This is a genomic window from Rhodopseudomonas rhenobacensis (assembly GCF_014203125.1).
Taxonomy (GTDB): domain Bacteria; phylum Pseudomonadota; class Alphaproteobacteria; order Rhizobiales; family Xanthobacteraceae; genus Rhodopseudomonas_A; species Rhodopseudomonas_A rhenobacensis.
Genome location: NZ_JACHIH010000019.1, coordinates 15,812 through 41,953 on the forward strand (window position 1 = coordinate 15,812; position 26,142 = coordinate 41,953).

Consider the following 26,142-nt stretch of genomic DNA (forward strand, 5'->3'; position numbering starts at 1 on the left):
TCAACCCGGCTCGCGCCAGTTGCGGCCGTCGCGGGTCAAGAGCGCCTCGGCGCTGTCCGGGCCGGGGCTTCCGGCGCGATAGACCTGCAGGCCCTTGCCGGCGGCCTTGGCCCAGGCGTCGAGGAACGGCTGCACCACAGCCCAGCCGGCCTCGATGGCGTCGGCGCGCTGGAACAGGATGTTGTCGCCGATCATGCAGTCGTGGATCAGCGTCTCGTAGCCGGTCGACGGCGCGACCTTGAAGTAGTCCTTGTATTCGAAGGTCATCTCGACGCCGTCGATGGCGATGGTCGGACCCGGGATCTTCGAGTTGAACTGCAGCGAAATGCCCTCGACCGGCTCGATGCCGATCACCAGATAGTTCTGCGACAATTCCTGCACCGGGGTGCAGCGGAACATCGCGAACGGCGCCTGCTTGAACTTGATCGCCACCTCGGTGCGCTTGGCGCCCAGCGCCTTGCCGGTGCGCAGATAGAACGGCACGCCGGCCCAGCGCCAGTTGTCGATGGTCAGCTTCAGCGCCGCGTAGGTTTCGGTGGTGCTGTCCGGGTCGACGTCCTTGACGCTGCGATAATCGATCACCTCGGTGTCGCCGACCCGGCCGGAGACGTATTGCCCGCGCACCGAATTCTTCAACGCCTCGGTCTCGCTCTGGATCTGGATCGCGGTCAGCACCTCGGCCTTGGCGGAGCGCACCGCATGGGCGTTGAAATGCGCCGGCGGCTCCATCGCCACCAGCGACAGCAGCTGGAACAGATGATTCGGCACCATGTCGCGCAGCGCGCCGGTGGCGTCGTAGAAGCTGCCGCGATGCGCCACGCCGAGCTTTTCCTCGACGGTGATCTGCACGTGTTCGATATGGTCGCGGTTCCAGATCGGCTCGAACATGCCGTTGGCGAACCGCAGCACCAGAATGTTCTGCACGGTCTCTTTGCCGAGGTAGTGATCGATCCGGTACAGCTCGTGCTCCGGCACGATCTTCAGCAGTTCGGCATTCAGCGCCTTGGCGCTCGCAAGGTCAGTGCCGAACGGCTTTTCGACCACCAGCCGGCGCCAGGCGCCGCCGGGGTCCTCGTGCAAGAGGCCGGTGCGGCCGAGTTCGCGGCTGATCGGCGCGAACGCGTCCGGCGGCGTCGCCAGATAGAACAGCCGGTTGCCGCCGGTGGCGCGGTCGGCCTCGAGCTTCTCCAGCCGCTCGCGCAGCTTGTCGAAGGAGTCCGGATTGCCGGGATCGGCGCTGACCGCGGTGACGCAGTACAACAATCGCTCGGCCACCGCGTCGTCGACCGGCCGGGTTGCAAAGTCGTGCAGGCCCTTCATCAGACTGGCGCGCAGATCGTCGCTCGACATCTCCTTGCGGGTGATGCCGACCACGCAGAATTTTTCCGGCAGCAGATTGGCTTCGGCGAGATTGTACAGCGCCGGGATCACCAGCCGATGGGTGAGGTCGCCGGTGACGCCGAAGATCACGAAGGCGCAGCCCTCGGGCAAGGTGGGATCGGTTTGTGTGGTCACGAGCGCTCGGCCTCCGGCTTCAGGATCTTGGGGCCCGACTGCCGCACCGGGTCGGGGTGCTGCTGCGGCTCCTTGTGACCCCCGAAGCCGGCGCGCATCGCGGAGAGAATCTTTTCGGAGAAAGTATGTTCCTGGCGCGAGCGGAATCGCGCGAACAACGCCGCGGTCAGCACCTCGGCGGGCACTGCCTCGTCGATCGCGGCGTTGATGGTCCAGCGGCCTTCGCCGGAATCCTCGACGAAGCCCGAGTAGTTATCCAGCGTGTGGTTGTCGGCCAGCGCCGAGGCGGTGAGGTCGAGCAGCCAGGACGGGATCACGCTGCCGCGGCGCCAGACTTCGGCGATGTCGGCGATGTCGAGATCGAAGCGATGCTCGCTCGGCAATGCAGCGCCATTGGCGTTCTTCAGAATGTCGAAGCCCTCGGCATAGGCCTGCATCAGGCCGTATTCGATGCCGTTGTGGATCATCTTGACGAAATGCCCGGCGCCGACCGGGCCAGTATGCATGTAGCCCTGTTCGACGCGGGCGTCGCGGCCGTCGCGCCCCGGGGTGCGGGGGATGTCGCCGATGCCGGGCGAAAGCGTCGCGAAGATCGGATCGAGCCGATCGACGACCTTCTTGTCGCCGCCGATCATCATGCAATAGCCGCGGTCGATGCCCCAGACGCCGCCGCTGGTGCCGACGTCGACATAATGGATCTGGCGTTCGCGCAGCGCCTTGGCGCGGCGGATGTCGTCCTGCCAGAACGTGTTGCCGCCGTCGATCACCACGTCGTCGGGATCGAGCAGCTTGTGCAGGGTTTCGATGGTGGTTTCGGTGATGGGACCGGCCGGCAGCATCACCCAGACCGCGCGCGGCTTGTCGAGCTTGGCGACCAGATCTTCCAGCGACGACGCACCCACCGCGCCGTGGCCCGCGAGGGCCGCGACGGCGGCGGGGTCTTTGTCATACACCACGGCATGATGCCCGTTGTTCATGAGGCGGCGGACGATATTTCCACCCATCCGCCCCAGGCCGATCATGCCAAGCTGCATAGAGTCCTCGTTGGTTTGTTGACGCTGTTAGTTGATGGCTTCGGCAATCGCGGCGTCGAGCATTTTCAGCCCGGCGGCGAGATCGCCCTTGAGATGCACGCGCAGCGCGCGCCGCCGACGCTCGGTCAGCACGTTGAAGTCGCCGCGCGCCTGCGCCGCCTTGATCACGCCGAAGCTCGCCTTCTGCTCCGGCACTGCGAGGTCGTGCGCATCGTCGGCGGTGATCTGCAGGAACACGCCCGAGTCCGGGCCGCCCTTGTAGGCTTGCCCGGTGGAGTGCAGGAAGCGCGGGCCGAATTCGGCGCAGGTCGCGACATGCTGGCGATCGCGCACCGCGAGCCGGATGTGCTGCAGCGTGTCGATATGATCGGGATTGCGGGCGATATAGGCCAGCAGCGCCACGTAGTCGCCGGCGCCGGCGCGGGCGAAGTGCGCCTTCAGCCAGGAGGCGAGATCGCCGTCGGCGCCAGCCTTGCGCAGCGTCGCGGCGTTCTTGTCGTCGGTGTAGAGGTCGGCCTCGGCGGTGGAGATCGCAGGCGTTTCCGCCGGCAGCGAGCCGGCCTTCTCGAAGGCTTCGATCAATTCGCGGGTCTTGATCTTGGCGGCTTCGACGTCGGGCTGGTTGAACGGGTTGATGCCGAGCACCGAGCCTGCCACCGCGGTGGCGAGTTCGAAGCGGAAGAATTCCTGGCCGATCTGATCGGCGGATTTCAACACGATCCGCACCACCGGATGGCCGGCCTGTTCGAGCGCTTGGAGTTTGGCGTCGTGCGCGGCGTCGGTTTCGGCCTCGGTGCGCAGATCGATGAAGAAGCGATCATTGCCGTAGGCGGCGGGCTCGCCCAGCGTCTCGCCATCGATCGGGATCAGGCCCTTGCCGTCCTTGCCGGTGGATTCGGCGATCAGCTGTTCGGCCCAGGCGCCGAAATCGGCCACCGCTTTCGACGACAGGATGGTGACCTTGTCGCGGCCGGCGAGCCCGGCGAGACCCAGCGCAAGGCCGAGCTGCACGCCGGGGTTCTGCTGCGGCGGCACGTCGGCTCCGCAGGAGCGCACCATCGCCAACGCGGAGTCGAGAAACTTCGCGACGTCGATGCCGGCGGCGGCGGCCGGCACCAGGCCGAACGGCGACAGCACCGAATAGCGCCCGCCGATGGTCGGATCGCCGTGGAAGATCCGGGCGAAGCCCTGCTGCTTGGCGAGTTTTTCCAGCGACGAGCCGGGATCGGTGACGGCGACGAAATGCGCGGCCGCCTTGTCGGCGCCGAGCATCGCGCTGACCTGCGCGAAGAAATACGCCTTCATCACGTTGGGCTCGGTGGTGCCGCCGGATTTGCTGGAGACGATGAACAGCGTGGAGGTCAGGTTGACGGCGTCGCGGGTGGCGCGGACCTGCGCCGGATCGGTGGAATCCAGCACATGCAGTTTCGGAAAGCCCGACACCTCGCCGAAGGTCTCGGCGAGTACTTCCGGGCCGAGGCTGGAGCCGCCCATGCCGAGCACCACCGCATCGGTGAAGCCCTCGGCCTTCACCCATTGGGCGAAGTCCTGATAGTCGGCGAGCTTGGCCTTTTCGGCGGCGGCGCTATTGAGCCAGCCGACCCATTTGGCTTCGTCGGTGTTGCTCCACACCGCGGCGTCGCCCTCCCACAGCCTGCGGATCTTGCCGGCGGCGCGCCATTCCTCGGTGCTGGCTTCGACCGATTTCGCGAGCGTCGTGCCGAGCGCCAGGGTCTGCGCGTCGATGCGCTGCGACAGCACGGTCTCGCGCTTGAAGGCCACCGCGCCGAGCAGCTTGTCGGCGGCGTCGGCGAACAGCTGCACGCCTTCCTTGACCAACTGTTTGGTGATTTCGTCGAGCGAGATGCCGGCGGCCTCGAGATCGGCCAGCACCTGTTTGGCGTCGTCGAGGTTTTCCTCGAGGCTGTTGGCGCGCGGCACGCCGTGATCGCGGAATGCGTCGAGCGTCGCCGGCGGCACGGTGTTGACGGTGTTCGGCCCGATCAGTTCTTCGACGTAAAGCACGTCGCGATAGGCTTTGTTCTTGGTGCCGGTGGAGGCCCACAACAGCCGCTGCGGCTTGGCGCCGGCGGCCTTCAGCTTGTCCCAGCGCGGGCCGGCATAGAGCTGTTTGTAATGCTGGTACGCCAGCTTGGCGTTGGCGATCGCCACCTTGCCCTTGAGGGCTGCAAGACGCTCTTTCTCGGTCGGGTCGTTGGCCTTGGCGATCTTGTCATCGAGTTGCTTGTCGACCGCGCTGTCGATCCGGCTGACGAAGAAGCTGGCGACGCTGCCGATATGCGACGGGTTGCCGCCGCCGGCGACATAGGCCTCGATGCCGGACAGATAGGCTTCGGCGACGTCGATATAGGCCTGCTGCGCGAACAGCAGCGTGACGTTGACGCTGATGCCCTTGGAGATCAGGTGCTTGATCGCGGGGATGCCCTCGGGCGTCGCCGGCACCTTGACCATCAGATTGCTGCGGTCGACCTGCTTCCACAGCCGCTCCGCTTCGGCGATGGTGGCCTTGGTGTCGAGCGCCAGATAGGGCGAGACTTCCAGGCTGACGTAGCCGTCATTGCCGTCGTATTGGTCGTACACCGGCCGCAGCACGTCGGCGGCGTGCTGGATGTCTTCGACCGCGAGCGCTTCGTAGAGGTCGATCACCGGGCGGTCGCCGCCCTTCAGGGCGCTGCCGATCGCGCCGTCATATTCGTCCGAACTGCCGATCGCCTTTTCGAAGATCGACGGGTTCGAGGTGACGCCTTTCACCCCGTCGACGTCGATCAGCTTCTTGAGGTCGCCGTTGGCGATAAAGCCGCGGGCCAGGAAATCCAGCCAGACGGCTTGGCCGTGTTGTTCGAGCGCTTTGACGGGGGTCATGATGCCTTGATTCTGTTGGATTTTTGCGGAAGCCGCTTCGGTTCCCTTGTTCTGGCGCAGAGCCGAAGTTTGTCAACACAACGTTCGGCAGCCGACCGACCGGCCGCCCCCACTTTACGTCCAAAGCGGCCATCGGTTCCAGCGGGGCAGCTATCCGTAACCTGCGTTTCCGATCACGTGAATGACACGGCGACGGCCGCATCGTGCTGCCGTCGACCCTTGCGGGGCGGCGGCGGTATTCAGCGTCCAGATTGGGTGATCCTAAGCCCGAGGTCGGCGATCGCCTTGATCACGGTGTCGCGAACGCCGGGATCGTATAGCGAGTGACCGGCGCCCTCGACGACCCGGATGTCGGCCTGCGGCCATTTCGCCGCCAGCGCATAGGACGTGGCCGGCGGGCACAGCAGATCGTAGCGGCCCTGCACGATGATGCCGGGAATCCCGGCCAGCCGGCCGGCCTCGTCCAGCAACTGGTTCGGCCGCAAAAAGCAGTCATGGCTGAAATAATGCGCTTCCATGATCGGCGTGGTCGGCAGCGGCCGCGCGCCGGTCAGCGACGGCAGATCGAGCCGCGAGCGGCCGGGCGTGTGCTCCGACAGCATCCGCTCGGTGTCGTGCCAGGCGCGGGCGGCCGGCCCATGGATCGCCGGATCGGGATCGAGGATGCGGCGCCAATAGGCTTGCAGCGGCTGCTCGCGCTCCTGCGGGCTGAGCAGGCTGAGAAAATCTTGGTGCAGGCCGGGATAGAACCGCGGCAGCACCCCGAGGAACGCGGCGTCGAGTTCGGCGCGGCTGCCGAGGAAGGTGGCGCGCAGCACCAATCCGCTGACCCGCTGCGGATAGGCCTGCGCATAGGCCAGCGCCAGCGTCGCGCCCCAGGAGCCGCCGACCACCATCCAGCGTTCGAAGCCGAAGCGCTCGCGGATCATCTCCATATCGGCGATCAAATCGGCCAGCGTGTTGGCCTCGCGGCTGGCTTTCGGCCGGCTGCGGCCGGAGCCGCGCTGATCGAACAGCACCGCGCAGAATTGCTCGGCGTCGAACAGCCGGCGATGATCGGGCTGGCAACCGCCGCCGGGGCCGCCATGCAGATAGACCGCGGGGATGCCGTCGGCGCGGCCGACCGATTCGACGTAGATCTCGTGATCACCGCCGGCTGGCCACCATTGCGACGACAGCGGCGCCGGGCGGTCGGTGGCTTTGACGGGTTGCGCTTCGGCTTCCATCCGCTTTGGTTACAGCCAATGCGACCGCTTTGCGAGACGCTTTTGCGCCGGGGCCGATTGCCCGTTCGAGGGTTGCGGAACGCCTCGGCAATTCTCACCTTTGCAGCAGAGCAACTGGAACCCACTCATGCCGCGCTATTATTTCAACACCCGCATCGGCACCGAACTGATCCTCGATCCCGAAGGCGAGACGCTGCGCAACCCGGATCAGGCCTGGGAAGTCGCCCGCACCACGATCCGCCAGATCCTGAAGGCCGAAGGCAGTCAGCCCAGCCTGCTGCAGGCGAGCCTCGAGGTCACCGACGAGGAGGGCGAGATCGTGCTGGAATTTCCGTTCAGCGAGGCGCTGCTCGACATCCACGAGGCGTCGCCGACGACGCATTGACGCCGCACCCGGTCCGGGGCGTTGCGCCCCGGCCAAATCCGTCTGGGCGGCCTGTGTCTGGCCGCCGGCGCGGCGATCGAGGCCGGCGGCACGCCTTGCGTCGCCGATCGATCCCGTTGCCTGAATCAGTTTGAACCCGGATAAGCCTGCCATGACCTCTGTGTATGATTTTTCCGCCAGGACGCTGGACGGCCAGGAGTTGCCGCTGAAGCAGTTCGAGGGCCAGGTGCTGTTGATCGTCAACACCGCCAGCGCCTGCGGTTTCACGCCGCAATACAAGGGGCTGGAGGAGCTGCAACAGGCCTATGGCGATCGCGGCTTTTCCGTGCTCGGGTTTCCCTGCAACCAGTTCGGCCATCAGGAGCCCGGCGACGCGGCCGCGATCGGGCAATTCTGCCAGAAGAATTACGGCGTCAGCTTTCCGATGTTCGACAAGGTCGAGGTCAACGGCAGCGGCGCCCATCCGCTGTTTCAGTATCTGAAGGCCGAAAAATCCGGCCTATTGGGTGCGGCGATCAAATGGAATTTCACCAAATTCCTGGTCGATCGATCCGGCAGGGTGGTGGCGCGGCACGCGCCGACCACGACGCCGCAATCGCTCACCAAGGACATCGAGGCGCTGCTGTGATGACGAAAGATCAGACCATGACCGACAATCTGCCCGACCGGCTCTCCAACGATCCGAAGAGCCCTTACTACAACGAAGAGATTCTCGCGCTCGACGTCGGCATCCGCTTCAAGGGCGCCGAGAAGACCAACGTCGCGGAGTATTGCGTCAGCGAGGGCTGGATCCGCGTCACCGCCGGCAACGCCAAGGACCGCTTCGGCAATCCGCTCACCATCAAGGTGAGTGGGCCGGTCGAGCCGTATCTGCGCAGCAAGGGCGAGCAGGGCGGCGCTTGACCTCAGCTTGGCTCGCGTATCGATGTTTCAACGCGTGATTGCGAGGAGCTCTTGCGACGAAGCAATCCAGGGCGGCGCGTGAGGCCCCTGGATTGCTTCGCACTTCGGCCGGCGCTCCGCGCCGGCCTCGGCTCGCAATGACGAATTAACCTTTGCTAACCGCGAACGCGGAACGCTGCGGCATCGAGCACGGCGCGAAGCCCGCATCTTGTGCCGCGTCGGCTCGTCCGTCGCGCGATCTAGCGGTGAACGCGAAGAACATCGCGATTCGGCTGATTCGGCCGCGTTTTGTTCCGCCCGCGTTCCAAAGCTTAACGAGGCTTGCCGAAAGCGTCGCATTTCGGGACGGCGCGAGGCTCACGCCTGATCCGACCCAACTCCGAATGATCTCAACAGACGCTCGTGCTCACGCGCGCCCGCCGCGGCGCTTCGACGGCGCTTGGTGCGGCCTGTTAACCGGCGCTTAGTTGCGCGGCGTCGCATGGCGTCGCGCGGGCGTTCGCGCTGTCCAGATGTTGTGCCCGCCGGCGGCATTGGATTTGATATCTAGCCGTGAACGCGAGGCCGCTTGCTGATTTGGCTGATTCGGCCGCGTTTCGTTCCGCTGCCGTTCCAAAGCTTAACAGGGCTTGGTGACGCGTCGCATTTCGGCACGCCGCAATGCGTCGAGAATGATCCCGAACAGCCGCGGCCGGATTCGCAGTGTTGATCCTTCTCACTCCCGCGCGCGAGGGCGCGTTAACCGGCGCTTAGTTGTTCGGCGGCGCGGGTGCGCTGCTGCTGTCCAGATCTAGTGCAAGGAAGCGGCGGCAGATTTGATATCTAGTCCCGAACGCCAAGCAACCTGGTGATTCGGCCGATTCGGGCGCGTTTCGTTCCGCTGCCGTTCCAATGCTTAACAGGGCCGGGCGAAAGCGTCGCATTGCGGGACAACGTCGAGCAAGCCTCAGCGGCGCGGCAACCGCCAGCCCACCACGGTGGCCTCGACCACGCCGTCGGATTGCGCGTTGCGCCATTCGCCGTCGATCATCCGGCAGGCAAACGGAAGCTGATAGGTGCCGCTGTGGTCTTCGCATAGCAGCTCGACCAGTTGGTCGGGCAGGGGATCGCCGTTGCCGTTGAACTCGGCGAGCCGCTTCTCGCGCGTGGCCATGTCATTCCCCCTTGCGACGCCCGGATCATCTGCGCGTCATCGCGCCCGCTGCGACCTCACAGCGAAACTGCAGCGCCGGAATGAGGTTTTTGGATGTTGCCGGTCGCCGCCTGCGCCAGCCGCTTGCGAAACGTCCGGTCGCGTTTCAGATGCCACTCGCGGCTCATCGCCTCGCGGCGCGAGCCGTAGCGCTCGCTGTGCAGCAGCACCCAGCTGCGGCCGCGGGTCGAGCGGGCGCCGCTGCCGGAATTGTGCTGCGCCAGCCTGCGGTCGAGGTCGAGCGTCCAACCGACATAGGTCAGGTAGCGGTCGCCGCTGGCGCAGCCGAGCACATAGACGAAGCAGTCTTCCATGCCCCGGAGTCTTTCACGAAACCACGGGGCGGGCAAATTCGGGCTGATAGTCGTTGACAGCCGGGGCCGGCAGCCGCTTGGCTGCGCCATACACAATTCAGCGAGGCGGCAATGATGGTCCGAATGACGATGGCGCTGCTCACGCTCTGGCTTTCCGTCGGCATGGCGCGCGCCCAGGACGTCCCCGGCATCGAGATCTGCACCGTGGAAAAAACCATGGAGCGGCGCACCAGCTGCCTGCAGAGCAACGTCGACTTCCTGATGAAGACGCTCAGTAAGCTCGGCCGCGATCAGCAGCTGAAGCTGGATGCCGCCAACCGCCAGATCGAGGCGCTGAAGGCGAGCCTGGTCGGATTGCAGAGCACGGTGGACGAATTGAAGGCGGCGCAAACCAAGTCTGCCCCCGCCGAGGCCGCGCCGCAGCCCAAAGATCAGGCCAAGGACCAACCGGCCAAGGATCTTCCGGCCAAGGATCAGCCAGCGAAAGATGCGGCCAAATAGCAGCGCGGCTGCCACGGGTTTGCCGCACCGTTCTACGGCCGGAAAACCGGCCGCAGCCGAGGCGATCGATCAGGCCGAGGCGACCCGGCGCGGGGCGTAGCGCGGCGCCTGGTCGGAGCCGGCCAGCGCGCGCAACGGCGCAACCGCCATCGCCGCATCAGCCGGTTCGATGAACAGGCAATAGTCCGGCAGCTCGACCACCGAGGTGCAAGCCAGCGCCATATGGATGGTGTGGTCGCAGCCAGAACAGCTCCAGGAGTACAGCTCGTAGACGCCGTCGACGTTCTCGACGTCCATCGTCGTGGTCGCGTCGCCGCATCGCATGCAATTCGCCATGGTACTCGTCCTTTATGTCGCGGAACCGTCTGATCAAGGAAACGATTCCCTGAAACGAGCCCTCTTGGAGGTGGTTTGGCTCCCTAAATTTCTGTGACAGCGGTTTAACAGCAGATAGGTGCGCTGCACCATTTCGCAATGCGCTAGATCAATCCCAATGCCGTGTATAGGTAATATTTGGTGGATTGCTGCCCAAAAAATGGGCTGGTGGAATTGATCTGAAAACTACGGAACCACTAAGCGTAGCCAAGCGAATGCGGCATAAATCATTGTAGAGAAACACTATTTATAGGTCTGGCAGGTTCGTTCGGGATTGGCGAGGCCGGCCGAATTGATGAGCGCGTCGCGCATGATTCGAGCGCAACAGTCTCGCCTGCAGTGCAGCAATGCAGCGATTCGGACTTACGATGGGAAGGGGCCGGGGCTGGCTGGGGAACTAGGATTCGAACCTAGACAAACAGAGTCAGAGTCTGTTGTGCTACCGTTACACCATTCCCCAATGGTTTCCGTGGCTTAGGCTGTTTTTCCAAAGCTGAGGAGAAAACCGCGAAGCGCAAGGTGCGTCCTTCTACCCGCTCACTCCCGGGCTTGGCAAGCGCAGAACCGGCGCAAAGCCACAGCGATTTGCATCGCGCGGCAAGAAGGCGCCGCCGCGCGGGCAGGGCGGCGCCGTCGCGGCCCGGCCCGGTCAATAAGTGGCGCGGCCGCCGGAGATGTCGAACACCGCGCCGGTGGAAAACGCGCAGTCCTCCGAGGCCAGCCACGCCACCATCGCCGCCAGCTCTTCCACCAGCACGAAGCGGCCCTTGGGGATCTTCGACAGCATGAAGTCGATCTGCTGCTGCGTCATCTGCTCGAAGATCGCGGTCTTGGCCGCCGCCGGCGTCACCGCGTTGACGGCGATGTCGTAGGCCGCCAATTCCTTGCCGAGCGATTTCGTCAGCGCGATCAGACCGGCTTTCGACGCGGAGTAATGCGCGGCGTTGGGGTTGCCCTCCTTGCCGGCGATCGAGGCGATGTTGATGATGCGGCCGTATTTGTGCCCGATCATCAACGGCACGATCGCCTTGCAGCAGATGAACGGGCCGTCGAGATTGATCCGCAGCACCTTGCGCCATTCGGCGAGATCGGTCTCCCACACCGGCTTGTTGATGCCGGCGATGCCGGCATTGTTGACCAGGATGTCGATCTTGCCGAAGGCTTTCATCGTGGCGTCGCGCGCGGCTTCGACCGCGGCCACATCGGAGACGTCGACTTCGACCGCGGTGACCGGGTCGCCGATTTCCTTGGCGGTCCGCTCAGCGAAGGCGATGTCATGGTCCCAGATCGCGACCCTCGCGCCCGAAGCGACGAAGCGTTCGGTGATGGCGCGGCCAAAGCCCTGCGCGCCGCCGGTGACCACGGCGCAGCGGCCGTTGAGATCGATGCTGTTCATGTCCGACTCTCTCTTTGCCTTCGGTTTCGTGTCCCGGGCGCGATGCGGCATTCTTCATGCCGCTTCGCAGAACCGGGACCGTTACGGATGCCGACTTTGTGACGGCCCCGGCTCTGCGAAGCGATACTGCGTATCGCATCGCGTCCGGGGCACGGTGCGGAGAGCGCGGGCAAATTCACAGCGTCCAGCCGCCGTCGATGATATGCGCGACGCCGGTGGTGAACGAACTCTCGTCGCTGGCGAGATAGACCGCGAGTGCGGCGATCTCCTCGGCCGTGCCGAGCCGGCCCATCGGCTGCCGCGACACGAACAGCTCGCGGCCCTGCGGTCCGGCGGCGGCGGCGCGCTGCAGCATCGACGGCGTCTCGATGGTGCCGGGGCAGATCGCGTTGCAGCGGATTCCTTTAGTGACGAAATCCACCGCCACCGCGCGGGTCAGTGCCGCCACCGCGGCCTTGCTGGCGCCGTAGACGTAGCGGTTCGGCGCCGCCTTGAACACGCCGGCGGCCGACGCGATGTTGACGATGCTGCCGTGGCCGGCCTGCAGCATGCGCGGCAGAAACGCCCGGATGGTGCGGTGCATCGATTTGACGTTGAGGTCGAAAGAAAACTCCCAGTCGTCGTCGGAGCAATCCAGCACGCTGCCGTGATGCACGAAGCCGGCGGCGTTGAGCAGGATGTCGACGGTGCCGATGTGCGACGCGAGAGCGGCGACCGCGGCGCTGTCGCGCACGTCGAGCCGGTGCACTTCGCTGACGCCCTCGACGGCGAGCGTTGCCAGCGCCGCCTCGTCGATGTCGGTGGCGATCACGCTGGCGCCTTCGCGTGCAAAGGCGATCGCGCAGGCCCGGCCAATACCGGCCGCGGCGGCGGTCACCAGCGCGCGCTTGCCCTGCAGGCGGTTGGACATCGCGTTTCTCCCCTCATTGTTGTCCTTCGGTTTAAGCCGCCAGACGCGTGTCAACTTGATCGTTGCTTGACTCGGCGGCGTTCTTCCCTCTCCCCGCGCGCGGGGAGAGGGTGGCTCGAATGCGCGTAGCGCGTTCGAGTCGGGTGAGGGGGCGTCACAGCGAAACGCTGGCGCCCCCTCACCCGGCCGGCTTCGCTGCGCTCGCCGGCCGACCTCTCCCCGCAAGCGGGGAGAGGTGAGCAGTGCGTGGATCGCTTCTCCTAGTGATTATGCCTCGCCACCCCGACCAGGCCGGCGATGTCGTGATAGCGCGTCGCGAGTTCCAGGCAGGCGCCGGTGGCCTGCTGGCCCACGGTCGCGCGATACAGCTCCTGCCACGGCGTCTGGTGCGCCGGATATTTGAAGCCGCCATGCGCCTTCAGCTCGGCGCGGCGTTGCGCCAACTCGTCGTCGGAGATCAGAATATTGGCGCTACCCACATTGAGGTCGATCCGCACCTTGTCGCCGGTCTTCAGGATTGCGAGGCCGCCATCGGCGGCGGCTTCCGGCGTGGCGTTGAGGATCGACGGCGAGCCCGAGGTGCCGGACTGCCTTCCATCGCCGATGCAGGGCAGCGAGTGGATGCCGCGTTTGATCAAGGCGGCCGGCGGCTGCATGTTGACCACCTCGGCGCCGCCCGGATAGCCGATCGGGCCGGTGCCGCGCACGAACAGGATGCAGTGCTCGTCGATGTCGAGCGCTTCGTCGTCGATCCGGGCGTGATAGTCCTCCGGGCCTTCGAACACGATGGCGCGGCCCTCGAAGGCGTTGAGATCGCCCGGCGTCGACAGATAGCGCTCGCGGAATTCCAGCGATATTACGCTGGTCTTCATGATCGCGGACTCGAACAGGTTGCCGCGCAGCACCAGGAAGCCGGCGTCCTGCACCAGCGGGCCGTCGTAAGTCTTGATCACCTCGCCGTCGGGCAAAGCCGCGTTGGCGCAGTTCGCGCCGATGCCGCGGCCATTCACCGTCAGCGCGTCGTTGTGGATCTTGCCGTGCTTGGTCAGTTCGCGCACCACCGAAGGCACGCCGCCGGCGCGATGAAATTCCTCGCCGAGATAGAAGCCCGCCGGCTGCATGTTGACCAGCAGCGGAATCTTATGGCCGACGCTCTGCCAGTCGTCGATCGAAAGCTCCACGCCGATATGGCGCGCCAGCGCATTGAGGTGGATCGGCGCATTGGTGGAGCCGCCGATCGCCGAATTCACCACGATGGCGTTCTCGAAGGCTTGTCGCGTCAGAATGTCCGATGGCTTCAGATCTTCCCAGACCATTTGCACCGCGCGCAGCCCGGTCTGGTAGGCGATCTGGCCGCGCTCGCGATACGGCGCCGGGATCGCGGCGCAGCCGGGCAGCGACATCCCGAGCGCTTCGGCCAGCGCGTTCATCGTCGACGCCGTGCCCATGGTGTTGCAATGTCCGACCGACGGCGCCGAGGAGGCGACGATGTCCATGAACTCCTCGTAGTCGATCTCGCCCGCGGCCATCCGCTCGCGCGACTTCCAGATCACGGTTCCGGAGCCGGTGCGCTCGCCCTCATGCCAGCCGTTCAGCATCGGCCCGCCGGACAACACGATCGCCGGCAGGTTCACCGTCGCCGCCGCCATCAGGCAGGCCGGCGTGGTCTTGTCGCAGCCGGTGGTTAGCACCACGCCGTCGAGCGGGTAGCTGAACAGGATCTCGACCAGCCCGAGATAGGCCAGGTTGCGGTCGAGCGCCGCGGTCGGCCGCTTGCCGGTCTCTTGGATCGGATGCATCGGAAATTCCATCGCGATGCCGCCGGCCTCGCGGATGCCCTCGCGCACCCGCTGCGCCAGTTCCAAATGATGCCTGTTGCACGGCGAAAGATCGTTGCCGGTCTGCGCGATGCCGATGATCGGCTTGCCGGCCTGTAGTTCTTTTCTGGTCAGTCCGTAGTTCAAATAGCGCTCCAGATAGAGCGCGGTCATCGCGGGATTGTGAGGGTCATTGAACCATTCGCTGGAGCGCAGCTTGCGCCTGGTCACCGGCTTGTCCATCGTTTCTCCCGCAGCGCACACATTGATCTTTTGGCGCGCATTTGTTGTTTGCTGGCGAATGTTGGCACGCCGATCTGGACTGCGCAACGCCGGCCGCGCGATGTCCGTCACGTTTTCATGCGGCGACACCGCCGAAAATTTCTGCTAAGACCTCGGTCAACAAACGCGGCGGCGGCAATGACCGCACACAAGCCGACGGTGTCTGGGAGGAATTTGATGGCGTCGGTGCAGATCCACGACGTGCGGAAATCTTTCGGCGGCTTCGAAGTGTTGCACGGCGTCAGCGTCCCGATCGAGGACGGCGCCTTCGTGGTGCTGGTCGGCCCCTCCGGCTGCGGCAAGTCCACCTTACTACGGATGCTGGCCGGGCTGGAGAAGATCACCTCCGGCACTATTTCGATCGGCGACCGCGTGGTCAACGACGTGCAGCCCAAAGAGCGCGACATCGCCATGGTGTTCCAGAACTACGCGCTGTATCCGCATATGACCGTGGCGCAGAATATGGGCTTCTCGCTGAAGCTGCGCGGCGCCGAGCAGGCGATCATCGACGAAAAGGTCAACCGCGCCGCCGACATCTTGGATTTGCGCAAGCTGCTCGATCGCTATCCGCGGCAACTCTCCGGCGGCCAGCGCCAGCGGGTGGCGATGGGCCGGGCGATCGTGCGCGATCCGCAGGTGTTTCTGTTCGACGAGCCGTTGTCCAACCTCGACGCCAAGCTGCGGGTGGCGATGCGCACCGAGATCAAGGAACTGCACCAGCGGCTGAAAACCACCACGGTCTATGTCACCCACGACCAGATCGAGGCGATGACCATGGCCGACAAGATCGTGGTGATGCAGGACGGCATCGTCGAGCAGATGGGCTCGCCGCTCGATCTCTACGACCGCCCCGACAACAAATTCGTCGCCGGGTTCATCGGCTCGCCGGCGATGAATTTCCTCAACGGCGAGCTCAAGGTCAACGGCGGCCAGCCCTGGGTGGAGACCGCGAGCGGCGCCAGGCTGCCGATCGAGGCGGCGCCGGCGTCGGCCAACGGCAAGGCGGTGACCTATGGTATCAGGCCCGAGCACCTGGAATTCGCCGACGACGGCATCGAGGCCGAAGTGGTGGTGGTCGAGCCGACCGGCTCGGAAACCCAGATCGTGGCGCGGGTCGGCACCCAGGAACTGATCGCGGTCTTCCGCGATCGCCGCAGCGTGCAGCCCGGCGATCGCATCTATCTCAAGCCGCGCGCCAGCGCCGCGCATCTGTTCGACGACGCCACCGGCAAGCGACTCTGAACTTGGAGAGAGTGAAATTGCGCTTCAGCACAGCCTTGGTCATTCCGGGATGCAGGCCAGGCGGCGTTAGCCGGCTGGCGTACAGGCCTGGAATCCATACTCCCGGCGGTGGTTATGGATTCCGGGCTCGCTCGCTTTGCTCGCGCCCCGGAATGACGCTTCGTTAAAATCAATTGGTCGATCAACGAACCAATGCCACAGGGAGACGACGCAAGATGACTGGATTTACACCGGATCGCCGAACCTTGCTGAAGGGCAGCGCGTTGACGCTGGCCGCCGCGGCGACCATGTCGGCCGAACAATTGCTGGGCTATGCCAAGGCCTGGGCGCAGGCCGCGCCGTTCAAGCCGGAAGCCGGCGCCAAGATCAACCTGCTGCGCTGGAAGCGCTTCGTCGAAGCCGAAGACGTCGCCTTCATGAAGATCGTCGAGGCGTTCCAGCAGGCCACCGGCTGCACCGTCAGCGTCTCCAACGAATCCTACGACGACATCCAGCCCAAGGCCTCGGTGGCGGCGAACACCGGGCAGGGGCTCGATATGGTGTGGGGGCTGTATTCGCTGCCGCATCTCTTAGGCAACAAGGTCACCGACGTCGCCGACGTCGCGAATTATCTCGGCGGCAAGTACGGCGGCTGGACCGAATCCGCGGAGGCGTATTGCAAAGTCGGCAACAAATGGGTCGGCGTGCCGATCGCCACCACCGGGGCGCTGATCAATTATCGCATCGCCGCCTGCGAGAAGGCCGGCTTCAAGGAATTTCCGAAAGACACTGCGGGCTTCCTGGAGTTGTGCAAGGGCCTGCAGAAGAACGGCACTCCGGCCGGCATGGCGCTCGGCCACGCCTCGGGCGACGCCAACACCTGGCTGTACTGGGCGCTGTGGACGTTCGGCGGCAATCTGGTCGACGCCAACAACAAGGTGGTGATCAACTCGCCGGAAACCGCCGCCTCGCTGGAATACATCAAGCAGCTGTACGGCACCTTCATCCCCGGCACGGTGTCGTGGAACGACAGCTCCAACAACAAGGCGTTCCTCGGCGGGCAGTTGCACCTCACCGTGAACGGCATCTCGATCTACGTCACCGCCAAGCGCGAGGCGCCGGCGATCGCCGAGGACATGAACCACGCCTATATGCCGATCGGCCCCTACGGCAAGCCGAGCGAGATGCATCTGGCGTTCCCGATGCTGATCTTCAACTTCACGAAGTATCCGCAGGCCTGCAAGGCGTTCACCGCCTTCATGCTGGAGGCGCCGCAGTTCAATCCGTGGATCGAGGCGGCGCAGGGCTATCTGTCGCACTTCCTCAACGCCTACGACAATAACCCGATCTGGACCGCGGACCCCAAGACCACGCCGTATCGCGACGTCGCCAAGCGCGCGCGGACTCCGGCCGGGCTCGGCACGCTCGGCGAGAATGCGGCGTCGGCGATCGCCGACTTCATCCTGGTCGACATGTTCGCGAACTACTGCACCGGCCGCGAGGACGTCAAAGGCTCGATCGCCTCGGCGGAACGGCAATTGAAGCGGATCTATCGGAGTTGATGGAGGTCACCTCTCCCCGCAAGCGGGGAGAGGTCGCCGCGCTCTTGCGCGGCGGGTGAGGGGGCGTCTCTCCGAGTCAGACCTCGCGGAGGCGGGGGGGGGGGGGGGCCCCCCGCCCCCCCCCCCCCCCCGCCCGCGCGGGGGGGGGGGGGGGGGGCCGCCCGCCCCCCCCCCCCCCCCCCGGGGGGGGGGGGGGGCGGGGGGGGGGGGGGGGGGGGCGCCCCCCCGTCTCTCCGAGTCAGACCTCGCGGAGGCGCCCCCTCACCCCGACCCTCTCCCCGCAGGCGGGGAGAGGGAGAAAGCCGCGCGGTTTGGAATGACGGTTCAACACGTCATTGCGAGCGCAGCGAAGCAATCCAGGGGCAGCACATGCGGTTCTGGATTGCTTCGTCGCTTCGCTCCTCGCAATGACGGGCAACCGGCACGGCGCAACACAGGCGAGGGCATTGTCTTGATCCACTTCGGAGACATGACGCGATGAGCATCCTGCAATCCTCGCTCCCTGGGCGGCGGCCGATGCCGGTGGCGACCGCCTGGCAGCGGCTCAATAGCAACCGCGGCTGGCTGGCGCTGTGGTTCATGCTGCCGGCGGCGGCGTTCCTGGTCCTGTTTCTGGCCTATCCGTTGTTTCTCGGCGTCTGGATGAGCTTCACCGACGCCCGGATCGGCCGCGACGGGGTGTTTATCGGGCTGGAGAACTATCAGTGGCTGTGGGACGACTCGGTGTTCTGGCTAAGTGTGTTCAACACGCTGCTCTACACGGTCGTGGCCTCGGCCATTAAATTCGCGGTCGGGCTCTATCTCGCGCTGCTACTCAACCGCCATATGCCGTTCAAGGCGATGATCCGCGCCGCGGTGCTGATCCCGTTCATCGTGCCGACCGTACTGTCGGCGATCGCGTTCTGGTGGATCTACGATTCGCAGTTCTCGATCATCTCCTGGTCGCTGACCAAGATGGGGCTGATCCACGAGAACATCAATTTCCTCGGCGATTCCAACTGGGCGCGCGCCAGCGTGATCTTCGCCAATATCTGGCGCGGCGTGCCGTTCGTGGCGATCACGCTGCTCGCCGGGCTGCAGACGGTGTCGCCGTCGCTCTATGAAGCTGCGACGCTCGACGGCGCCACTTCCTGGCAGCGCTTCCGCTACATCACCTATCCGTTGCTGACGCCGATCATCGCCGTGGTGATGACGTTCTCGGTGCTGTTCACCTTCACCGACTTTCAACTGATCTGGGCGCTCACCCGCGGCGGCCCGGTCAACGCCACGCATCTGATGGCGACGCTGAGCTATCAGCGCGGCATTCTGTCGGGCCGGCTCGGCGAGGGTGCGGCGATCGCCACCGCGATGATCCCGTTCCTGATGGCGGCGATCGCGATTTCCTGGTTCGGCATGCAGCGCCGCAAGTGGCAGCAAGGCACAGACAATGACTGAAACCACCGCCAACGATCCGCGCCTCGCCACCGCCGCGACCGCGGCCAAGGACGACGACAGCGACGGCATGAGCTATCTGGAGTCGCTGCCACGGCGGCTGGTCACGCTGTATCTGCCGCTGTTTATCATTCTCGTGGTGCTGCTGTTTCCGTTCTATTGGATGGCGCTGACCTCGATCAAGCCGGACGAGCAGTTGATCGACATGGAGACCTACAACCCGTTCTGGGTGGTCAAGCCGACGCTGAAGCACATTTCGAAGCTGTTGTTCGAAACGCAATATCCGCGCTGGCTGTGGAATACGATGTATGTCGCGGCAGCCGCGACCACGTTGTCGATCATCGCTTCGGTGCTCGCGGCCTACGCTATCGTGCGCTTGCGGTTTCGCGGCGCGCAGACCGTCGGCGCGCTGATCTTCATGGCCTATCTGGTGCCGCCCTCGGTGCTGTTCATTCCGCTGGCCTCGGTGATCCAGGCCTACGGCCTGTTCGACTCGCCGCTGTCGCTGATCCTGGTCTATCCGACGCTGCTGATCCCGTTCTCGACCTGGCTGTTGATGGGATATTTCAAGACCATTCCGTTTGAACTGGAGGAATGCGCGCTGATCGACGGCGCCTCGCGCTGGCAGATCCTGACCCGCATCGTGGTGCCGCTGGCGGTGCCGGGGCTGATCTCGGCCTTCATCTTCTCGTTCACGCTGTGCTGGAACGAGTTCATCTACGCGCTGACCTTCCTGCAATCGACCCAGAACAAGACCGTGCCGGTGGCGATCGTCAACGAATTCGTCGACGGCGATATCTACAAATGGGGCTCGCTGATGGCCGGCGCGCTGGTCGGGTCATTGCCGCTGGTGATCCTTTACGCGTTCTTCGTCGAGCACTACGTGTCGGCGATGACCGGCGCGGTGAAGGAGTAGCTTGCTGCAACCCCTCATTCGTCGCAATGCGATCCGACATCGGCAGCTGTCATTCCGGGGCGCGAGCAGCGATAGCTGTGAGCGAGCCCGGAATCCATAACCACCACAGGGAATATGGATTCCGGGCCTGCACTCCAGCCGGCTGTCGCCGACTGAAGCGCATCCCGGAATGACGAACTCAGAGTCTGAGCCAAAAGAAATCGAAGGTCACGACAGGAGCGACGTCTTGCACATCCTCATTCTCGGCGCCGCCGGCATGGTCGGGCGCAAACTGACCGAGCGGCTACTGCGCGACGGTCATCTCGGCGACCGCGCGATCAGCGGGTTGACGTTGCAGGACGTGGTGGCGGCGCCGAAGCCGCTCGATGCGACGATCCCGGTCACCATCGTCACCTCGGATTTCGCCGATCCGCTGGGGGCCGCGCCGCTGGTGGCGTCGTGCCCCGAGGTGATCTTCCATCTTGCGGCGATCGTGTCCGGCGAGGCCGAGGTCGAATTCGACAAGGGCTACCGCATCAATCTCGACGGCACCCGCTATCTGATCGAGGCGATCCGCGCCATCGGCGACGGCTACCGGCCGCGGCTGGTCTTCACCTCGTCGATCGCGGTGTTCGGCGCGCCGTTCCCCGACAAGATCGGCGACGAGTTCTTTCACACCCCGCTGACCAGCTACGGCACCCAGAAATCGATCTGCGAATTGCTGCTGGCCGACTACAGCCGCAAGGGATTTCTGGACGGCATCGGCATCCGGCTGCCGACGATCTGCGTCCGCCCGGGCACGCCGAACAAGGCGGCGTCCGGGTTCTTCTCCAACATCATCCGCGAGCCGCTGGCCGGGCATGAGGCGGTGCTGCCGGTGTCCGATGACGTGCGGCATTGGCACGCCTCGCCGCGCTCCGCGGTAGGCTTCCTGCTGCACGCCGCCACCATGGATCTGGCGACGATCGGGCCGCGGCGCAATCTGTCGATGCCGGGGCTGTCGGTGACGGTCGGCGAGCAGATCGCCGCGCTGCAAAGGGTGGCGGGGCCGGGCGTCGTGGCGCGGATCAGGCGCGAGCCGGATCCGGCGATCATCGGCATCGTCGCCGGCTGGCCGCGCGACTTTTCCACCGACCGCGCAAAAGCGCTCGGCTTCACCACCGCGGAAAAAACCTTCGACGACATCATCCGGAGTCACATCGAGGACGAACTCGGCGGCGAGTTCGTAAGGTAGAGATTTTTGAGTTGGATTGATGCGCTTCAAGATTCCCAGGCTGTCATTCCGGGGCGGGCGCAGCGTAAGCTGCGCACGAACCCGGAATCCCGCAGCGAGCACAAGCCTTCCCCGAGGCAAGATTCCGGGTTCGCTCGCAAGTGCTCGCGCCCCGGAATGACTCGCCTAAGAGGAAGCGGCTGAACGCTAACCGGCCTTCATCAACCCGAGCCGGCTCGCCCCGATATAGAGCGCCAATGCTGCGGCGTTGGAGACGTTGAGGCTCTTGATCTCGCCCGGCATGTCGAGCCGCGCCAGCGCGCTGCAGGTCTGCCGCGTCAGCTGCCGCAGCCCCTTGCCCTCGGCGCCGAGCACCAGCGCCAGCGGCGCGGTGAGCGGAATCGTCGCGAGGTCGTCGCCGCCCTCGCTGTCGAGGCCCACGGTCTGAAAGCCGCGGTCGTTCAAGTCGGTCAGCGCACGCGCCAGATTCTGCACCGTGACCATCGGCACGAGCTCCAGCGCGCCGGAGGCGGATTTCGCCAGCACGCCGGTGGCTTCCGGGCTGTGCCGGGCGGTGGTGACGATCGCCTTGACGGCAAACGCCGCCGCCGAGCGCAGAATCGCCCCGACATTGTGCGGGTCGGTGATCTGGTCGAGCACCAGCACGATGCCCTGCTGCGGCAGGGTGTCGAGCTCCGGCGGCTCCAGCGGGTCGGCTTCGGCGAGCAGGCCCTGATGCACCGCGTCGGGGCCGAGCCGCTGGTCGATCAGGCTCGGGCGGACGATCTCCGGCGTCACCCGGGTGTCGATGTTCTCGTCCGCGAGCCTGCGGGCGGCGTTCTCGCTGAGCAGCAATTTGCGAATCGTGCGCTGCGGATTGCCCAGCGCCGCCACCACGGTATGCCAGCCATAGAGGATGGCGGGGCCGTCGGGGCGGGAGTCGCGGTCGCGCCAGGGTTGCCCGCCGGCTTCCTTGGGGTTGCGGGCTTTGTTGGGACCACGTCCAAAACGCGGCTTTCGCTCGAAATCAGTCATCCCGGCTTGTCTCACGGGCTCCTCGGCTTGGCAATTCGACCGATGCCGCTCTGGCTCCCCGAAATTCGCCGTCGCATCGGTTGACTTTGGGGGCGGGGTTCGCCCATAACCGCGCCAAGATTGGATGCCCGCTAGCGGGCTTCGCTTTCGTCGCCGATCCGGGCATTGCGATGGCCGGCCGGCACGTCAAGCGGGGGAGTGTCCCGAGTGGCAAAGGGAGCTGACTGTAAATCAGCCGTCTTATGACTTCGAAGGTTCGAGTCCTTCTTCCCCCACCAATCACCTGAAAATCATCGAAGAAATTGCCAAAACAGGGTCCGAAATGGCCCGTTTTCCTGCGTCCGGAAATGACAAACCGAGGTCCGCCTGATCCTTCGTCGGCTTGACCTCGATCATGGTAACGGGTTCCCCGCTTTGTAGGATCAGCCGTCCTCGGAAAAGAGCTTGCCGCCGTCGCAGCCGCCGTTACCGATGGGGGCTCGCCGTATGTTCCGCAGTTTCGTCTTCCGCAATTCCGTCGCGCGCTCGGTTTTGATGCTTTACTGGATCGCCGTCCTGGTGATCCTCGGCACCGCCGCCCAATTCGCGGTCTCGGCTTGGCGGAATGATTTTCGCGCGCGCGAGGTCGTCGATCTCGTGACTCTCGATCGCACGGTTTTCCAATCGACCGCCGAGGTTCGCCTGGAGATCGGCTCGGTGGGCGTCGCGCTGTTGCGTGATGATGATCCCAGCGCCGGCGTCGAACTCGGTCTCGGCGAAATGGTCGACGCCTGGCAGCGGGCGCAGGCCGCGCTCGCCGCCTCCGCGCTGCCCGATCGGGACCGGCTGATCGCCCGGCTGTCCCGCGCGGGAGCGGCGTTCCAGGCGGCGCGGCGCTATGTCGACGCCGAGGCCGCGCTGCCACGCGCGGCCCGCGACGCCACCCGCATCGAGCCATGGCGCATGGCGGTGTATGATCTCGCCGCCGCGATCGACGCCTTGGGCACTTCGGTCGGCCGGCAATTGCGCGCCCACGATCTGGAGCTCGGCGAGCTCGTCGCCATCCGGCAGATGTCTTTCACCATCCGGGACCGCTATTCGCGGCAATGCTCGGCGTTCCGCCCGGCGGTGCAACTCGACACGCCGCTGACGCCGGCCGAGCGCGACCGCTGGCGTGAAGACATCGGCGCCTATGCCGCGCTGTGGACGCAGATGCAGCGCATCGCCCTGCAATTGCCTGAAGCCACCGGATTTGCCCCGCTCGTCGCCGAAGGCCTGAGACGCACCGAGGCGGCGCAGGCCGTCATGACGAGGACACTCGACGGCCTGTCGGGCTCCGGAAGGCCGGCCTTCGACGCCGCGGCCTGGTCGGAGAACTGTGTCTCCGCCTATTCGTCGATTCTCGGGGTCGGCAGCCATGCGCTCGACCTCGAAACCCGGCAGGCCGACAACAGCCGTGCGGAAGCCTTTCGCACCGGCGCTATATCAACCGCCGTCCTGGTGCTGGTCGGCGTGCTCGGCTTCATTTCTCTGACCTTCGTCCGGACCCGGCTGTCGGCCCCGATGCGCAACATCGAGGCCGCGCTCGCCACCCTGCGGGCGGGCGACCTCGACACGCCGATCCAGGTGCCACGATGGAATGACGAACCGAGCGCCATCATCCGGGCGCTCGAGGGATTCCGCCTGGAGGCGCTCGAGGCGCGTCGCATGCGAGTGCGGATCGACCAGACCCGCGACGAAATGGTCCGACACTCGGAAAAGCTCGGCCGGACCAAGTCGCAATTCCTCGCCAACATGAGCCATGAAATCCGCACCCCGCTGCATGGGATTCTCGGAACCGTCCAGCTGCTTGCGCAAAGTCGGGTGAGCAACGAGCAGCGCGCCTGGGTGCAGGCGCTCGATCAGTCCGGTCGGCTGTTGCGCGATATCCTCGACGACATTCTCGACTTCACCCGTTTGGAGAGCGGTCGCATTCGGGTCGACACCGCGCTGTTCTCGCTCAGGGAACGCATCGCCATGGTCGACGCGACGATCCGCTCGTCGATGCAGCGCAAGGGGCTGGATTTCACGGTCGACATCGATCCGGAGCTTCCCGAGATGCTCTGCGGTGACGCGGGCAAGCTCGGCCAGATCCTGCTCAATCTGCTCGGCAACGCGGCGAAATTCACCAAGCAGGGCGGGGTTCGTCTTACTGTCGCCGGCGAGCCCGGGCGACCCGACCTGCTGCACATCACCGTCGCCGATACCGGCATCGGGATTGCGCGCGACGCGCTCGCACACATCTTCGAGCCGTTCTCCCAGGCCGACGGATCGGTCGCCCGGCGGTTCGGCGGCTCGGGGCTCGGCCTTGCGGTCTGCCGGGGACTTCTCGATGCGCTCGGCGGTGAGATCGATCTGCAGACCGAGGTCGGTCACGGCACCAGCTTCACGGTGCTGTTTCCGGTGGCCCTGGGGGAGAACGACGCGGCGCCCGTCGCCGACGGCGTGGATGAACTCGCGGACGAACTGCCCAAGCTTCATGTGCTGGTCGCCGAGGACAATCCGGTCAATGCCCTGATCGTCCGTACCATGCTCGAGCGCGACGGGCATCGGGTCCGCCACGTCGAGACCGGCGGCGACGCGGTCGCGGCGGCCGGCGCGGAGGATTTCGACGTCGTCCTGATGGATCTCGCCATGCCGGGTCTCGACGGCACCAGTGCCTGCCGGCAGATCCGCGCCTGTGGCCATCCCACGCGGGCGGTGGTGCCTGTTCTGGCGGTTTCCGCCGGCGGCGCGTCGCCGGACGACATCGACGCCGGTTTCGACGGCCGGCTCGAAAAGCCGTTTCATCGCGAAGACCTGTTCTGCGCGCTTGCCGGGGCCATCGGCCTGCGATCGTCGCGGCGCGCAACACGGCGAGAGAGCCTGGGTGCGATCGGCGAGCAGGCGCGCGATCTCGGCGTCGACGGCGCCCGCAAGCTGGTCTCGCTTTATCTGTCGTCGCAGCCGCCGCTGCTGGCCGAGACCGTCGCGTCGGTGCGCCATGGCGATCACGACCAGGCGCGCTTACTCGCGCATCGCCTCAGGGGGGCCGCGGCGCATATCGGCGCCGACGATCTGGCCGCGGCCGCCGCGACGCTCGAACGCGCGGTGGCGGAAGACGGCGCCATCGTCACGGCCGCGGAGCGCCTTGCAACCCTCGGTCGAACGCATTTCGCGGCTTTCGCGGTCTATGCGGAGCACGAGCTTGCGTGCGTCGGGAGCAACGCGGTCGCCAAGGATCGCGCCGCAATCGATCGCGCCTATCAGGCGACCTTTTCGGCGAAGACGTAGCCGAGACCGTATTCTGTCACGATGATCTGCGGCTTGCCCGGGTCGGCCTCGATCTTGCGGCGCAGCCGGCCGACCAGCACATCGACCGTGCGATCGTTGGAATCCCACTCGCGGCTGCTCATCACATCGAGCAGATCGTTGCGGCTCATGATGCGCCCCGGGTGGCGGACCAGGGCCGCCAGCAGTTCGAACTCTGCCGAGGTCAGCCGCATCGACTCGCCGGCAGGCGAGGTCAGCCGGTGATTCTCGAGATCGAGACACCAGCCGGCGAACCGTCGCAATCGCTTGCCGCGCCCCGGATCGGTGACCGCGCGGGTCCGGCGCAGCACCGTCTTCACGCGGGCCAGCACTTCGCGCGGAGAAAACGGCTTGGTGACATAGTCGTCGGCACCGAGTTCGAGGCCGATGATGCGGTCGGCCTCTTCGGCGCGGCTGGTGATCAGGATGACCGGCACGTCGCTGTCGGCGCGGATCTCGCGCATCAGGGTGAGGCCGTCGCCATCGGGCAGCCGGATATCGAGCAGGATGAAGTCGATCTTTTCCCGCGCCATCAGCCGCCGCAGCTGGTCGGCCGTTTCGGCGCTGCGGACGGCGAAGCCGGCGTTCTGGAAATAGCTGACGAGGGTCGACTGGATCAGCGGTTCGTCATCGACGATTGCGATCACCACGTCGCTTGATTGCAGGGCGCCCTCGTTTCGCATTTCGCTGTTTTCAATTCGTTCACAATTGAGTTCGGGCCGTTCACGTTTCGCCCGGAGCTG

22 protein-coding genes and 2 tRNA genes are annotated in these 26,142 nt (G+C 65.4%); 11 read left to right on the plus strand and 13 right to left on the minus strand.

The features are described 5' to 3' along the window. The 4 genes from zwf to pip all read right to left on the minus strand — a co-directional run bounded on the left by zwf (window position 1) and on the right by pip (window position 6,658). A complete protein-coding gene (zwf, locus tag HNR60_RS14890; RefSeq protein ID WP_184258810.1) occupies window positions 1-1,515 on the minus strand; it encodes a glucose-6-phosphate dehydrogenase in 1,515 nt (504 codons plus the stop codon). Further along, complete coding sequence (gene gnd, locus HNR60_RS14895; RefSeq protein WP_184258812.1) at window positions 1,512-2,549, minus strand: phosphogluconate dehydrogenase (NAD(+)-dependent, decarboxylating); 1,038 nt, start codon at window positions 2,547-2,549, stop codon at window positions 1,512-1,514. Before gnd ends, zwf begins: the two co-directional genes overlap by 4 nt. A 27-nt stretch (window positions 2,550-2,576) precedes the next feature. Then, window positions 2,577-5,432: a bifunctional transaldolase/phosoglucose isomerase gene (locus HNR60_RS14900; protein WP_184258814.1), complete on the minus strand. Its 2,856-nt coding sequence runs from the start codon at window positions 5,430-5,432 to the stop codon at window positions 2,577-2,579. A 239-nt stretch (window positions 5,433-5,671) separates the two neighbouring features. Continuing rightward, window positions 5,672-6,658, minus strand: a complete 987-nt coding sequence (gene pip, locus HNR60_RS14905; RefSeq protein WP_184258816.1) for a prolyl aminopeptidase — start codon at window positions 6,656-6,658, stop codon at window positions 5,672-5,674. Window positions 6,659-6,785: 127 nt separating this feature from the next. Between pip and HNR60_RS14910 the strand changes: the two genes are divergently transcribed. The 3 genes from HNR60_RS14910 (at window position 6,786) to HNR60_RS14920 (ending at window position 7,946) form a co-directional block, all read left to right on the plus strand. Then, window positions 6,786-7,043: a DUF6894 family protein gene (locus HNR60_RS14910; RefSeq protein WP_184258818.1), complete on the plus strand. Its 258-nt coding sequence runs from the start codon at window positions 6,786-6,788 to the stop codon at window positions 7,041-7,043. 151 nt (window positions 7,044-7,194) lie between these two features. Further along, entirely contained in the window at window positions 7,195-7,671 is a 477-nt protein-coding gene (locus HNR60_RS14915; protein ID WP_184258820.1) for a glutathione peroxidase, read from the plus strand. Further along, window positions 7,671-7,946 (plus strand): DUF3297 family protein, encoded by a 276-nt coding sequence (locus tag HNR60_RS14920; RefSeq protein WP_184258822.1) that lies wholly within the window; start codon window positions 7,671-7,673, stop codon window positions 7,944-7,946. Before HNR60_RS14915 ends, HNR60_RS14920 begins: the two co-directional genes overlap by 1 nt. 946 nt (window positions 7,947-8,892) lie before the next feature. Here HNR60_RS14920 and HNR60_RS14925 read toward each other — a convergent pair. Then, window positions 8,893-9,099: a hypothetical protein gene (locus tag HNR60_RS14925; protein ID WP_184258824.1), complete on the minus strand. Its 207-nt coding sequence runs from the start codon at window positions 9,097-9,099 to the stop codon at window positions 8,893-8,895. A 56-nt stretch (window positions 9,100-9,155) separates the two neighbouring features. Further along, a complete protein-coding gene (locus HNR60_RS14930; protein WP_184258826.1) occupies window positions 9,156-9,452 on the minus strand; it encodes a GIY-YIG nuclease family protein in 297 nt (98 codons plus the stop codon). A gap of 111 nt (window positions 9,453-9,563) precedes the next feature. Here HNR60_RS14930 and HNR60_RS14935 point away from each other — a divergent pair, with 111 nt between their 5' ends. Next, window positions 9,564-9,953 (plus strand): hypothetical protein, encoded by a 390-nt coding sequence (locus HNR60_RS14935; RefSeq protein ID WP_184258828.1) that lies wholly within the window; start codon window positions 9,564-9,566, stop codon window positions 9,951-9,953. A 69-nt stretch (window positions 9,954-10,022) separates the two neighbouring features. On the opposite strand, the gene HNR60_RS14940 is transcribed toward HNR60_RS14935, so the two are convergent. The 5 genes from HNR60_RS14940 to HNR60_RS14960 form a co-directional block, all read right to left on the minus strand. Next, a complete protein-coding gene (locus HNR60_RS14940; RefSeq protein WP_184258830.1) occupies window positions 10,023-10,289 on the minus strand; it encodes a hypothetical protein in 267 nt (88 codons plus the stop codon). 425 nt (window positions 10,290-10,714) lie between these two features. Then, window positions 10,715-10,788 (minus strand) — tRNA-Gln (locus HNR60_RS14945). Window positions 10,789-10,977: 189 nt separating this feature from the next. Next, window positions 10,978-11,724, minus strand: a complete 747-nt coding sequence (locus HNR60_RS14950) for an SDR family NAD(P)-dependent oxidoreductase (RefSeq protein ID WP_184258832.1) — start codon at window positions 11,722-11,724, stop codon at window positions 10,978-10,980. Window positions 11,725-11,899: 175 nt separating this feature from the next. Further along, on the minus strand, window positions 11,900-12,634 hold the full coding sequence (locus tag HNR60_RS14955; RefSeq protein ID WP_184258834.1) for an SDR family oxidoreductase: 735 nt from the start codon (window positions 12,632-12,634) through the stop codon (window positions 11,900-11,902). A gap of 260 nt (window positions 12,635-12,894) precedes the next feature. After that, window positions 12,895-14,694: an IlvD/Edd family dehydratase gene (locus HNR60_RS14960; RefSeq protein WP_184258836.1), complete on the minus strand. Its 1,800-nt coding sequence runs from the start codon at window positions 14,692-14,694 to the stop codon at window positions 12,895-12,897. A gap of 216 nt (window positions 14,695-14,910) precedes the next feature. Between HNR60_RS14960 and HNR60_RS14965 the strand changes: the two genes are divergently transcribed. The 5 genes from HNR60_RS14965 (at window position 14,911) to denD (ending at window position 21,076) form a co-directional block, all read left to right on the plus strand. After that, entirely contained in the window at window positions 14,911-15,975 is a 1,065-nt protein-coding gene (locus tag HNR60_RS14965; RefSeq protein WP_184258838.1) for an ABC transporter ATP-binding protein, read from the plus strand. A 215-nt stretch (window positions 15,976-16,190) separates the two neighbouring features. Then, the gene (locus HNR60_RS14970) at window positions 16,191-17,516 is read left to right on the plus strand and encodes an ABC transporter substrate-binding protein (protein ID WP_184258840.1); all 1,326 of its coding nucleotides are present in this window, start codon (window positions 16,191-16,193) and stop codon (window positions 17,514-17,516) included. A 477-nt stretch (window positions 17,517-17,993) separates the two neighbouring features. Further along, complete coding sequence (locus HNR60_RS14975) at window positions 17,994-18,950, plus strand: carbohydrate ABC transporter permease (RefSeq protein WP_184258842.1); 957 nt, start codon at window positions 17,994-17,996, stop codon at window positions 18,948-18,950. After that, complete coding sequence (locus HNR60_RS14980) at window positions 18,943-19,863, plus strand: carbohydrate ABC transporter permease (RefSeq protein WP_184258844.1); 921 nt, start codon at window positions 18,943-18,945, stop codon at window positions 19,861-19,863. Before HNR60_RS14975 ends, HNR60_RS14980 begins: the two co-directional genes overlap by 8 nt. A 226-nt stretch (window positions 19,864-20,089) precedes the next feature. Next, entirely contained in the window at window positions 20,090-21,076 is a 987-nt protein-coding gene (gene denD, locus HNR60_RS14985) for a D-erythronate dehydrogenase (protein ID WP_184258846.1), read from the plus strand. 186 nt (window positions 21,077-21,262) lie between these two features. Here denD and rlmB read toward each other — a convergent pair whose 3' ends face one another. After that, entirely contained in the window at window positions 21,263-22,090 is an 828-nt protein-coding gene (rlmB, locus tag HNR60_RS14990) for a 23S rRNA (guanosine(2251)-2'-O)-methyltransferase RlmB (RefSeq protein WP_184258848.1), read from the minus strand. 192 nt (window positions 22,091-22,282) lie between these two features. Between rlmB and HNR60_RS14995 the strand changes: the two genes are divergently transcribed. Then, window positions 22,283-22,368 (plus strand) — tRNA-Tyr (locus HNR60_RS14995). A 166-nt stretch (window positions 22,369-22,534) separates the two neighbouring features. Further along, window positions 22,535-25,381 carry an ATP-binding protein gene (locus tag HNR60_RS15000; protein ID WP_184258850.1) on the plus strand — a complete coding sequence of 949 codons (2,847 nt, stop codon included), beginning with the start codon at window positions 22,535-22,537 and terminating at the stop codon, window positions 25,379-25,381. Here the strand turns inward: HNR60_RS15000 and HNR60_RS15005 are convergent. Continuing rightward, window positions 25,354-26,049 (minus strand): response regulator, encoded by a 696-nt coding sequence (locus HNR60_RS15005; RefSeq protein ID WP_347339348.1) that lies wholly within the window; start codon window positions 26,047-26,049, stop codon window positions 25,354-25,356. The two genes, HNR60_RS15000 and HNR60_RS15005, sit on opposite strands and share 28 nt — an antisense overlap. Window positions 26,050-26,142 lie beyond the last annotated feature (93 nt).